Genomic DNA, 11,997 nt, shown 5'->3' on the forward strand with positions numbered 1-11,997 from the left:
CTGGTTTACAATTATTATCTAAATGAAAAAGTATTTTCAATCCTTTGCGGCAGATTTTCCTGCATCTATTGTTGTGTTTTTAGTGGCTTTGCCATTATGTTTAGGCGTTGCACAAGCAAGTAATCCTACAGGGCAAAGTATTGTACCACTACTAGGCGGCATTATTGCTGGCTGTATTGGTGGTATTGTTGTTGGCTTATTTAGTGGCTCGCAATTAAGTGTTAGTGGCCCAGCGGCTGGCCTTACGGGTGTAGTAGGTGCTGCATTAGTTACGCTTAGTGGCAGTGTAAACCCTTACGAAACATTTATTTTAGCTGTAGTACTAGCTGGTGCTATGCAATTAATAATGGGTTTTGCAAAAGCTGGTGTTATTGGTGATTATATACCCAATAGTGTTATTAAAGGTATGTTGGCAGCCATTGGCATTATCTTAATTTTAAAACAATTTCCACACTTGGTAGGCGAAGATTTAGACCCAGAAGGCGACGAAACTTTTGTACAGCCCAACAAGAAAAATACTTTCACCGCATTGTATTATGCTGTTAAATATTTAACGCCATCTGCTACGCTTATCGGTTTAATAGGTATTGGGATTATGATACTTTGGGAAACAAAAACATTTAAAAAAATAAAAGCTCTTCAGCTTGTACCAGGTGCACTTATTGTAGTAATTGTAGGTACAATTATCAGTGAATTATACAAACTTTATAGCCCTACAAGTGTGCTGGAAGCAAAGCATCTTGTAAGCCTACCATCGTCTCAGACCGAGCTATTTTCATCTTTCAAATTTCCTGACTTTAGTGGGTTACTAAATGTACACGTATGGGTGATTGCTTTCACAATCGCACTAGTAGCAAGTTTAGAAACCTTGTTAAGTATAGAAGCGGTAGATAAATTAGACCTACTTAAACGTGCCACACCTACCAACCAAGAACTAAAAGCGCAAGGGATTGGCAATATTGTTTCTGGATTACTTGGTGGCTTGCCCATTACATCGGTAATTGTGCGTAGCTCTGCTAATGTAAATGCTGGTGGACAAACAAAAACGAGCACAGTATTACATGGTATTCTCTTATTTTTAAGCGTATTGTTTATACCAATGTTGCTAAATAAAATACCATTAAGCGCTTTGGCTGCTATCTTAATTTTTACTGGCTATAAATTGGCTAAAGTCTCTTTGTTTAAAGAGTTCTATCAAAAAGGTTGGGATCAATTTGTACCATTTATGGTAACTATCGTTGCTATTATTACTACCGATTTGCTAAAAGGTATTGCCGTAGGTTTATTGGTAGGTTTATTCTACTTGGTAAGAAGTAATTTTCGATCGGCGGTTTTAGTTGTAAATGACGACAAGAACTATTTAATTCGCTTACGCAAAGACGTTTCATTTTTAAATAAACCCATTATTAAAAGTAGTCTAGAAAGTGTACCAGCAAATTCATTTGTAATTATTGATGCAACAAGAGCAGATTTTATTGATAAAGACATTATTGAAGAAATAAACAACTTTCTTTGCCATGCGCATTTAAAAAACATTAAGGTTGAAATTAAAAAAAGCAGCTTTAAACAAATGCACACTTTAATAAATAACGTTCAATCGCAAGCCCTGCAAATACTATAACTAGTAACACCATTATTCTTAATAATGCAAAAACATTAAAAATGAAAATTTACGATAGATTACTGCTAGAAAATAAAGCTTGGGCGCAAGAACAAGTAGAAGAAGATCCAGAGTTTTTTTCACGTTTAGCACATATTCAAACGCCAGAGTTTTTATGGATAGGCTGTAGCGATAGCCGTGTACCCGCAGATAAAATTACTGGCACACAACCAGGCGAAATATTTGTACACCGTAACATTGCTAACTTAGTAATTAATACAGACGTTAACCTATTAAGTGTGGTTGACTATGCAGTTAATCACCTAAAAGTGAAACACATTATTGTGTGTGGTCACTATGGTTGTGGCGGTGTAAAAGCATCAATGACTAACCACGATTTTAATTATGTGCTTAACATGTGGCTTCGCAATATTAAAGATGTATATCACTTGCACAAAACCGAGCTAAATGCTATTGAAAGTGAAGAGCAACGCTTTGATAGATTAGTAGAGCTAAACGTGGTAGAACAAGTAATGCATTTAGCAAAAACATCCATCATACAAAAAGCTTGGAAAAGCGACAATAGACCACACTTACATGGTTGGGTGTATGGCTTAAAAGATGGTATTATTAAACCAGTATTTGAACTTGAAGCCAATGCAGAAATTGATCCGTTTTATACATACGATTTATAGCATACACTTTTACACTAAATAAATCGCAAAAGCCTGATACAGGAATGTTTCAGGCTTTTTTCTTGTACATAATCTGTTCAAGATAAGCAGCGTAGAATTATTTTTTCAGAAAACAAAATAGTTAGTTAAAAGAGATTAAATTGGGTAAACAATTTATCAATTCACACCCCGAAAAATTGCTTTATGAATGTAAAAAAACTATTTGTATCAGGTATTGCCGGTGGCATCACCTACTTTTTTCTTGGCTTCTTGTTTTATGGCGTTTTGTTTGTTAATGAAACCGTTAGTAACGTCGCAGGCGTTAACCGACAAATGAACGAAATGGTTTGGTGGTCACTTAGTTTAGGTAGCTTGTTGTACGGTATTTTGGTGGCTTTTGTAATAGGTAAATCTAATGTAACTAAGGTTGCTTCTGGCTTAACAACTAGCGCCATTTTAGGCTTGTTAGTAAGCTCTTCATACGATTTTACAATGTATGCTAACACTAACATCCTGACCCCAAAAATGTTGGTGTTTGATATTGTTTTAAGTACTGTAATGGTAGCTATAACAGGTGTTGTAGTAACGCTTGTAGGTAATTTATTAGATAAAAAAGCTTAAATAAAAGCCTCAAAAGTAACATTACTTTTGAGGCTTTTACCTCACATATTTCTTCTGTATTGGCCGCCAACAGCATACAACGCGTTGGTTATTTGCCCAAGGCTACAATATTTTACTGTTTCCATAAGCTCTTCAAATAAGTTGCCATTGGCTATTGCCACGGCTTGCAATTGCTTCAACATTACGTCTGCTTTAACCTCATTACGTTTATGAAAAGCGGCTAGATTTTTTATTTGCCATTGTTTTTCTTCATCGGTACTGCGTATTACTTCAGATGGTAAAATAGTAGGACTTCCTTGCTTATTTAAAAATGTGTTTACGCCTACTATTGGCAGTTCGCCTGTATGCTTTTGCATTTCGTAGTGCATACTTTCTTCCTGAATTTTATTGCGCTGATACATTCTTTCCATAGCACCTAAAACACCACCACGTTCAGAGATGCGTTCAAACTCTTTTAGTACAGCTTCTTCTACTAAATCAGTCATTTCTTCAATAGCAAAACTGCCTTGCATAAAGTTCTCAGTTTTCGCACTACCAAGCTCTCTATTAATAATCAATTGTATAGCCATAGCACGCCTTACACTTTCTTCTGTAGGCGTTGTTATGGCTTCATCGTAGGCATTTGTATGAAGGCTATTGCAGTTGTCATAAATGGCATACAATGCTTGTAATGAAGTGCGTATATCGTTAAAGTCAATCTCTTGTGCATGTAGGCTTCTACCGCTAGTTTGAATGTGATATTTTAGTTTTTGAGAACGGTCGTTTGCTTTGTATTTGTACTTCATAGCTTTTGCCCAAATACGCCTTGCTACACGGCCAATAACACTGTATTCTGCATCCATACCATTGCTAAAGAAGAACGATAAGTTTGGTGCAAAATCATCTATGTGCATACCACGACTTAAATAGTATTCTACATAAGTAAAACCATTGGCTAATGTAAATGCTAGTTGTGTTATAGGATTTGCACCAGCCTCTGCTATATGATAACCACTAATACTTACGCTATAAAAATTCTTAACACTATTATCAATAAAATACTGCTGCACATCACCCATTAATTTTAGTGCAAACTCAGTAGAGAAAATGCAAGTATTCTGTGCTTGATCTTCTTTTAAAATATCTGCCTGTACCGTACCACGTACTTGCGCTAGTGCTTGTTGTTTTATTTGTTGGTAAATATGTTGCGGTAAAACTTCATCACCGCTTAAACCAAGTAAGTTGAGACCCAAAGCCCCCCCGCCCCCCAAAAGGGGGATTTCTGACGCAGCAACCGAATAGCCTTTATAAAAAGGCTTCAGTTCATTACCATACTTTTCATTAAATGACTTATTGACTATTGACCATTGACCATTTGCATCAATCCATTTCTCACACTGTTGGTCTATTGCAGCATTTAAAAAGAAAGCCAATAAAATAGGTGCTGGCCCGTTAATAGTCATGCTTACGCTTGTTTTTGGGTCGCACAAGTCAAAGCCGCTATACAACTTTTTAGCATCATCAACTGTTGCAATACTTACACCAGCATTACCTATTTTACCATAAATATCTGGTCGTATTGCTGGGTCTTCACCATAGAGTGTTACGCTATCAAATGCAGTGCTTAAGCGTGTTGCAGGCTGATTAGCTGCTAAATAATGAAAACGTTTATTCGTTCTTTCAGGGCCGCCTTCACCAGCAAACATTCTTGTAGGATCTTCACCTTGTCGCTTTAGTTCAAATACGCCAGCTGTGTAAGGAAATTCACCCGGTAAGTTTTCTTGCAATTGCCACTTTAAAATATTGCCCCAGTCTTTGTATTTAGGTAAAACAACTTTAGGCACTTTAGTACCGCTTAATGTTTCACTTGTAAGTGCTTGTTTAATGGTTTTACCACGTACCTCATACTCAAAAAAGTCTGCTTGGTACTTAGCCACAACCGATGGCCATTGCGTAATTAAATACTTGTTGTTTTTATCTAGCTTTGCTTCTAAACTTTCTTTAATTGTTGCTAGTTCGGTATTTTTTATAAGACCTTCTACACCATTTATTTGATAGAGCTGTGTAGCAACAGCAGCTTGTTCATTTACCCAATTATCATAGCTTTTATTACTAGCCACTATTTCAGATAAGTAACGTGTTCTTGATGATGGAATAATATGACTTTGCAATTGATAACTCCCTAAAGTATTAGTGATATCACCAAATACAATACCTGTTTTCTGTGCTATTACTTGCATTAATAAAGCAAACAATCGGTTTATGCCAGCATCATTAAACTGTGCAGCTATAGTACCTACAATAGGTAGTTCCTCGTTTTTTGCAGTAAATAATTGATGGTTGCGTTTATACTGTTTACAAACATCGTTCAGCGCATCTAACGCACCAGCTTTATCAAATTTGTTTATAGCAATTACGTCAGCATAATCAAGCATATTAATCTTCTCAAGTTGAGACGCAGCGCCATATTCAGGCGTCATTACATACAGGCTAGCATCTACAAAATCCAGTATCGATGCATCGCTTTGTCCTACACCTGCAGTTTCTACTATAATTAAGTCAAATGCTTCTGCTTTGCAAATGGCAATCGCATCTTTTACAAAAGCACTTAAAGCCACATCGCTATCTCTTGTGGCCAACGAACGCATGTAGCTTCGCTTACTAGAAATAGCATTCATTCTTATTCTATCACCAAGCAATGCACCACCTGTTTTTTTCTTTGATGGATCTACGCTTATAACCGCTATCGATTTGTCTTGAAAATTGTTAAGAAAACGCCTTACTATCTCATCTGTCACTGAGCTTTTACCTGCACCACCTGTACCTGTAATACCCAACACACAAGCCTTTGAAGTAAATTCACCAGACATTGTTAATGGTTCACCATTTTCAGCGGCTGTTATTGCTTTAGCAATTTTTCTTACATTTTTTACTTTACCTAAAACAAACTCAGTCGTTGTATTTATTTCTTCAAAAGTATTATTAGGCAATGCGCTTGCACACTTATCTATCACATCTTTAATCATGCCTTCTAAGCCCATAGTTCTGCCATCATCAGGGCTATAAATTTTGGTAATGCCATAGCTTTCAAGTTCGGCTATTTCACTTGGTAAAATAGTGCCGCCGCCACCACCAAATATTTTGATATGCCCACAATTATTCTGTTCTAGCAAGTCTTTCATGTACTTAAAAAACTCAACATGGCCACCTTGATACGAGGTAATGGCAATACCCTGTACATCTTCTTCTATCGCAGCTTCTACTATTTCGTACACACTTCTATTATGCCCAAGATGAATAATTTCTGCACCCATGCTTTGCATAATTCTACGCATGATATTAATGGCTGCATCATGGCCATCAAATAGGCTTGCTGCGGTAACAATTCTTATTTTTCCAGTCATACTTATCATTATTCTTCCTTAAGATAAAAACAAAAATAACCACAAAAGCTAACAATTGTTAGTTTTTGTTTTACGTTTCTTTACGGCTTAAAATCAGCAATATGAGTTTTGAGGTAAGCGTTAATACCCAGCAACAACATCCAATTATCACATTGAAAAATGAAAACACAAGTGCAGAAATTTATGCTTTTGGCAGCTTTGTAAATGCATTTACCATTACTACTACGAGCGGTTTACTAAACGTTATTGATGGTTTTACATCAGTAGAAGATGCCGTAGCAAATGCAACAAATGGCTTTAAAAGTAGCTTTTTGAGTCCTTTTACTTGTAGAATGAATAAAGGTGAATTTGGTTTTGCTGGCGCTAATTATAAAATTGAAAAATTCTATTTGCCACCACATGCTATACATGGTTTATTGTTTGATGCTGTGTATGACATTATTGGCACCAATAGCAGTAACGATGAAGCTTCTGTAACATTACAGCACACTTATTTGGCTACCGATAAAGGTTATCCATTTACATTCACAGTTCAGCATATATGGGCGTTAAAAGCTAATAACGAATTATCTGTTACCACCACTGTACATCACACAAATACTAGCGCTATACCTTATGCGCAAGGTTGGCATCCTTACTTTACATTAGGCAGTACGGTAGATAATTATACGCTACAATTTGACAGCCACACAATGCTAGAATTCGATAGCACTTTATTACCAACAGGTAATGATATTGCTAGAAGAGAATTCGCCGCAGGCATTTTATTAAATGGTGTGTTTTTAGATAACTGTTTTAAGTTAGATGATACAGCCACTCAACCAAAATGTGTGCTTAGCTACAATGACGTAAACGTTACTATCGTGCCAGATAGTAGCTACCCATTTTTACAAGTATATACACCAGATCATAGGCAAAGCATTGCCATAGAAAACTTAAGCGGTGCACCAGATTGCTTTAACAATGGCATAGGACTTAGATTGATTGAACCAAACGCATCTAGTATATTTACAACCTCATATTTTGTATCAGCAACCAACATTTAATTATGCATTCAGCAGCAGAAGCAATTAGCAGCTTTAAATCTCATTTTACGGGTGATTGTCGTGTATTTTTTGCACCAGGTCGTATTAATCTAATAGGCGAACATATTGATTACAATGATGGCTTTGTATTGCCAGCAGCCATTAACAAAGGCATTTGGTTTGCCATTGCACCAAACAATACCAATACTGCCACTTTTGTTGCTAGTGATTTTGATAATAAATTTTCAATAGACTTAGCAGAAGTTAAAAACATTGACGGCTGGCAGAGTTATGTGCTTGGTGTATTACACATTTTACAGAAAGAAGGGTACAACATAGGTGGTTTTAATTGCACTTTTGGTGGTAATGTGCCTCCAGGTGCTGGCTTATCTTCATCGGCGGCTTTAGAGGCTGGTTTAATCTACTGCCTTAGCGAATTGTTTCAGCTAAATATTTCTCGTTTAGATATGGCGCTTTTAGCGCAAAAAGCTGAACATGCTTATCCTGGTACTAAGTGTGGTATCATGGATATGTTTGCTAGCTTGCACGGTAAAAAAGACCATTGTATTTTGCTTGATTGTACAAGCCTCGAGTTCAATTATTTTCCAATAGTTTTAGATAAATACGATTGGGTGCTTATTAACTCTAAAGTTAAGCATAGCCTAAACGATGGTGCTTACAATAAGCGTAGAGAAGTGGCTTCTGATGCATTGAGCTTGTTTCAAAGTGTTAATCAAAAAATCACTTCTTACCGCAACATTTTACCATCAGTAGTAGAGCAATTTAAATATGCCCTTAACGAAGAAGAATGTAAACGTAGTTTATACATTACACAAGAAATAGAACGTGTGCAAGCTGCTGGTAAATATTTACAAGAAGGTAACTTAATTGAGTTTGGTAAATTGATGTATCAAACACATAATGGCCTTAGTAACCTATACGAAGTAAGCTGCCCGGAACTAGATTATTTGGTTACACAAGCTAAATTTCACAATGCAGTAATTGGTGCAAGATTGATGGGTGGCGGTTTTGGTGGCTGCACCATTAACTTAATAGAAAAAGAAAGTAGAGAAGCCGTTGTTGCAGATATCACAACTTCCTACCAAAATACCTTTGGCATTACACCAGAAGTGTACGTGGTAGAAAGCAGTGATGGTGTTCATGAATTATTAAACGAGCAATAGTTTTAAACAATTGCTATCATACTAATTTCAACGTTTACATTTCTTGGTAAGCCTTTTACAGCAACGGTTTCACGAGCTGGATAATCGCTAGTAAAATAGCTACCATACACTTCATTTACATCGGCAAATAAAGACATATCGCTTAAAAAAATGGTTGTCTTTACAATATTATCAAAGGTGATATTGGCTTCGGTTAATATCGCCTTTAAATTTTCCATCACTTGCTTGGCTTCATCTTTTACGCCTGTAGTTACAAGCTCGCCTGTTGCAGGCACCAAAGCCACTTGACCACTAATAAATAACCAATTACCAGCTTGTACAGCTTGGTTGTAAGGACCAATAGGTGCAGGTGCGTTAGGTGTATTAATAATTTGCTTACGCATGGTTTGTGTTTTTAATGAGGCAGCAAGTAAGGCTATTTCTATTAATCAACCAACGTAAATTTGACTTTTTATTCTTCTACTTAAAACCTTATAATGGCGCTTTTATTGCATATTGATACCGCTACAGAACATGCTAGTATTTGCCTATCAAATAATAGTCAAGTAGTTAGCTACGCAGAAAATACTGACCCTAAAAATCACGGCGCTTTTTTGCAACCAGCCATACAACAACTATTTCAAAATACCAGTTATCAATTAACTGATATTGATGCCATTAGTGTTTCTAATGGGCCAGGTAGTTACACAGGCTTACGTGTTGGTTTAGCTTCAGCAAAAGGTCTTTGCTTTGCGCTTAATAAGCCTCTCATAGCATTAAATACATTGCAAATAATGGCGCAAGCAGCTATTAGTCATGTTCAAAAAAAAGAGCCTTTAGATAGCTATTTATTTTGCCCGTTAATTGATGCTAGACGTATGGAAGTTTTTACAGCAATTTACGATGCGCAGCTAAATATTGTACTACAACCTATGGCAAACGTTATAAACGAAACTAGTTTTATAGAGGTGCTAAATAACAATAAAATAGTGTTTACAGGTAGCGGCCATCATAAATTGCAAACAGTGTTACAACACCCTAATGCTTTTTATTTTAGCATACAACATAATGCCACAAACATGGTATCCTTAGCAGTTGAAAATATTAAAATAAAAAACACCGCAAACCTTGCTTATGTAGAACCTTTTTACCTAAAAGAGTTCTTTAACCCACAAAAAGCTTAAAAAAGCTTAAAAAAACCTTAAAATTTAAAAAAAGATGCTTTAAATTTGTGTTATGTGCGCAATGAAATATACTTTTAATTGTTATTGCATTTCTTAACCCCCTAATATCAAAGTAAAATGACATCAACACCACAAGTTCTAGTGCTTAGCAATGGCGAAACATTTGCTAAAATTGACCTAGTACAAACAAAGAAAACAGCTGCTATTTTAAGAGCTGTGAATCACAAGCTTCGTCAAACAATTTTATCATTGTTGAACGAGAACCAAAAAATGACTGTAACAGAAATCTACGTAAAATTACGTATCGAACAATCTGTTGCTTCTCAGCATTTGGCAATCCTTCGTCGTGCTAACATTGTATTAACTAAGCGTGAAGGTAAATTCATATTTTACTCAGTAAACTATGCTCGCATTGTTGAGCTTGGTGCTTTCATGGATGAATTCTTAAAGTAAAATATGTAATTCAGAAAAGATTATAGCCGCTTACCTAATAAGCGGCTATTTTTTGCCCATATATTAGACCTCTTTAGCAATTCATCTATGTCAAGTTTTAATCGTCCGTCATTGCAAGTTACCACATTTTACCAAATGAAAAAATAGTGATGACGTAATGTAACTTGCTTTAAGAAGCAAAGCGAGCCACACAACCCGTTTCACTACTTGGCGTGATTAAAGAACCCGTTTGCGAGTTTGGGATTGGCACTCTTTGAAAAAAATATTATCGGCGTGCAGTGACCGCTGCACTACCATGCTTATAAGCTTAACATTGTCTATGAGTGTCAGGGCTTGCCTTGCTTTATTGTTAACTAATAAAGCATAAAATTATGGTCAAAAAAGCAAAAGAAGCGACATCACTTCAACTTGCAGTCATTCATCCCTGTTGTGCAGCCATTGATGTGGGCAGCATGATGATGATGGTATCTTACAGTGATGCCCAGGGCAAGCAGCATTTACTGGAAGTAGATGCTTTTACAGAAAGTCTATATGGGTTAGCCGATAGCTTAGAACAAGCAGGTGTTGCTAGTGTCGCAATGGAAGCCACAGGTGTTTACTGGATGGCTGTTTATGAAACTCTTGAAAAAAGAGGCTTTACAGTAACGCTTGTCAATGCAAGGCATTTTAAAAATGTAGATGCGAGGAAAACAGATGTTAAAGATTGTCAGTGGCTGCATCAGTTACATGCCAATGGGTTATTGAGAGATTCACATATTGCCAAAGAATCATACCGTGTGCTAAAAGTGTATTTACACGAAAGAAGCATTCTACAGCAACAAAAAAGTGATACACTTAACCGCATTCACAAGCTGCTAACACAAATGAACATCAAAGTTCAGCATCTGATAAGTGGTATAGAAGGTGTTAGTGGTATGCTCTTATTACGTGCTATTGCTAAAGGTATTACCGAACCTGAACAACTGCTCAACCTTATAAATATCACCAAACTCAAAGCTAATAAGGATGATCTGCTAAAATCATTGAATGGTATTTATAAGGCACATTATATCCTCATTCTTCAACAGTCGCTCAAAGCCTATGATTTTTTTAAAGAACAAATGAAAACCTATGAGCAATTGATTGAAGGTGTATTACAAGCATTGCTACCTGTGGATGAGCATGGTTCACGCCCTGCTATCAAAAAGAAAACAGCTTATGTAAGGAAGAATCAGTATAGCATTAATATCAAAGATTACCTCAAGCATATTGTAGGGGTAGATATAACAGAGATAGATGGTATTGATGAAATAAAAGGCATGGAAATAATATCTGTTACAGGTATCAATATGCACAAATGGCCAACAGCTAATCATTTTGCTAGTTGGCTAAACTTAGGACCACGACCCAAGATATCTGGTGGCAAAGTGATTGGACATGAAAAAAGGATTACCAATAACAAAGCCACACAGGCATTTAGGTTAGCAGCTCAATCCATGTGGAAACATAAAGGTACGCTAGGTCATCTTTACAGGCGACTGGCTGCACAAAAGGGAACAAAAAAAGCAGTAAAAGCCGTTGCAAGAAAACTATCTGTTATTTTTTATACAATGGTAAAAAATAAAACAGGGTACGATAACATGAAAATGCAAGTCAATACCGAAAGGCTAAAAGCAAAGAAAATTGGCTATCTACAAAAGGAAGCTCTAAGATATGGCTATGTTCTTCAAACCGCAACAGGATGAAAATCAAACAACTTATAACAACGTCATTGTAAGGTACGAAGCAATCTACCGAGCAAAAAGCAGATTGCTTCGTGAGGACACCACAGGTGTACAAAAGATAAATTAGCTCTTTGATACAATAAAATTAAATTTATCCGTTGCTTTAAGATGGAATTACAAAAAGTGCTTTC

The 11,997-nt window shown here is 36.3% G+C and carries 10 protein-coding genes; 8 read left to right on the plus strand and 2 right to left on the minus strand.

What is annotated here, in order from left to right; all coding sequences use genetic code 11:
- The first annotated feature begins 22 nt into the window (after positions 1 to 22).
- From ACT9TX_RS05480 to ACT9TX_RS05490, 3 genes are all read left to right on the plus strand, one after another.
- Positions 23 to 1,621 (plus strand): SulP family inorganic anion transporter, encoded by a 1,599-nt coding sequence (locus ACT9TX_RS05480; protein ID WP_481337227.1) that lies wholly within the window; start codon positions 23 to 25, stop codon positions 1,619 to 1,621.
- Between the two features lie 41 nt (positions 1,622 to 1,662).
- Positions 1,663 to 2,295 carry a carbonate dehydratase gene (gene can / locus ACT9TX_RS05485; protein ID WP_481337228.1) on the plus strand — a complete coding sequence of 211 codons (633 nt, stop codon included), beginning with the start codon at positions 1,663 to 1,665 and terminating at the stop codon, positions 2,293 to 2,295.
- Positions 2,296 to 2,478: 183 nt separating this feature from the next.
- Positions 2,479 to 2,895: a hypothetical protein gene (locus ACT9TX_RS05490; RefSeq protein WP_481337229.1), complete on the plus strand. Its 417-nt coding sequence runs from the start codon at positions 2,479 to 2,481 to the stop codon at positions 2,893 to 2,895.
- A gap of 41 nt (positions 2,896 to 2,936) precedes the next feature.
- On the opposite strand, the gene ACT9TX_RS05495 is transcribed toward ACT9TX_RS05490, so the two are convergent.
- Positions 2,937 to 6,278 carry a methylmalonyl-CoA mutase family protein gene (locus tag ACT9TX_RS05495; RefSeq protein ID WP_481337230.1) on the minus strand — a complete coding sequence of 1,114 codons (3,342 nt, stop codon included), beginning with the start codon at positions 6,276 to 6,278 and terminating at the stop codon, positions 2,937 to 2,939.
- 101 nt (positions 6,279 to 6,379) lie between these two features.
- On the opposite strand from ACT9TX_RS05495, the gene ACT9TX_RS05500 reads away from it, so the two are divergent.
- Both ACT9TX_RS05500 and galK read left to right on the plus strand, forming a co-directional pair.
- Positions 6,380 to 7,324 carry an aldose epimerase family protein gene (locus ACT9TX_RS05500; protein WP_481337231.1) on the plus strand — a complete coding sequence of 315 codons (945 nt, stop codon included), beginning with the start codon at positions 6,380 to 6,382 and terminating at the stop codon, positions 7,322 to 7,324.
- A gap of 2 nt (positions 7,325 to 7,326) precedes the next feature.
- Positions 7,327 to 8,487 carry a galactokinase gene (gene galK / locus ACT9TX_RS05505; RefSeq protein ID WP_481337232.1) on the plus strand — a complete coding sequence of 387 codons (1,161 nt, stop codon included), beginning with the start codon at positions 7,327 to 7,329 and terminating at the stop codon, positions 8,485 to 8,487.
- 2 nt (positions 8,488 to 8,489) lie between these two features.
- Here galK and ACT9TX_RS05510 read toward each other — a convergent pair whose 3' ends face one another.
- Entirely contained in the window at positions 8,490 to 8,870 is a 381-nt protein-coding gene (locus ACT9TX_RS05510; protein ID WP_481337233.1) for a RidA family protein, read from the minus strand.
- A 93-nt stretch (positions 8,871 to 8,963) separates the two neighbouring features.
- Between ACT9TX_RS05510 and tsaB the strand changes: the two genes are divergently transcribed.
- The 3 genes from tsaB (at position 8,964) to ACT9TX_RS05525 (ending at position 11,827) form a co-directional block, all read left to right on the plus strand.
- Entirely contained in the window at positions 8,964 to 9,650 is a 687-nt protein-coding gene (gene tsaB / locus ACT9TX_RS05515; protein WP_481337234.1) for a tRNA (adenosine(37)-N6)-threonylcarbamoyltransferase complex dimerization subunit type 1 TsaB, read from the plus strand.
- A 117-nt stretch (positions 9,651 to 9,767) separates the two neighbouring features.
- Positions 9,768 to 10,103 carry an ArsR/SmtB family transcription factor gene (locus tag ACT9TX_RS05520; RefSeq protein ID WP_379015226.1) on the plus strand — a complete coding sequence of 112 codons (336 nt, stop codon included), beginning with the start codon at positions 9,768 to 9,770 and terminating at the stop codon, positions 10,101 to 10,103.
- Between the two features lie 371 nt (positions 10,104 to 10,474).
- A complete protein-coding gene (locus ACT9TX_RS05525) occupies positions 10,475 to 11,827 on the plus strand; it encodes an IS110 family RNA-guided transposase (protein ID WP_481337235.1) in 1,353 nt (450 codons plus the stop codon).
- Positions 11,828 to 11,997: the final 170 nt, after the last annotated feature.

The sequence above is a fragment of the Parasediminibacterium sp. HNIBRBA5674 genome (assembly GCF_056745525.1).

Bases quoted from the DNA above. Each gene is read 5' to 3' on its own strand.
- ACT9TX_RS05495 (WP_481337230.1), bottom strand. From the start codon at position 6,278: ATGACTGGAAAAATAAGAATTGTTACCGCAGCAAGCCTATTTGATGGC.
- tsaB (WP_481337234.1), top strand. From the start codon at position 8,964: ATGGCGCTTTTATTGCATATTGATACCGCTACAGAACATGCTAGTATT.
- ACT9TX_RS05525 (WP_481337235.1), top strand. From the start codon at position 10,475: ATGGTCAAAAAAGCAAAAGAAGCGACATCACTTCAACTTGCAGTCATT.
- ACT9TX_RS05490 (WP_481337229.1), top strand. From the start codon at position 2,479: ATGAATGTAAAAAAACTATTTGTATCAGGTATTGCCGGTGGCATCACC.
- ACT9TX_RS05510 (WP_481337233.1), bottom strand. From the start codon at position 8,870: ATGCGTAAGCAAATTATTAATACACCTAACGCACCTGCACCTATTGGT.
- can (WP_481337228.1), top strand. From the start codon at position 1,663: ATGAAAATTTACGATAGATTACTGCTAGAAAATAAAGCTTGGGCGCAA.
- ACT9TX_RS05520 (WP_379015226.1), top strand. From the start codon at position 9,768: ATGACATCAACACCACAAGTTCTAGTGCTTAGCAATGGCGAAACATTT.
- ACT9TX_RS05480 (WP_481337227.1), top strand. From the start codon at position 23: ATGAAAAAGTATTTTCAATCCTTTGCGGCAGATTTTCCTGCATCTATT.
- ACT9TX_RS05500 (WP_481337231.1), top strand. From the start codon at position 6,380: ATGAGTTTTGAGGTAAGCGTTAATACCCAGCAACAACATCCAATTATC.
- galK (WP_481337232.1), top strand. From the start codon at position 7,327: ATGCATTCAGCAGCAGAAGCAATTAGCAGCTTTAAATCTCATTTTACG.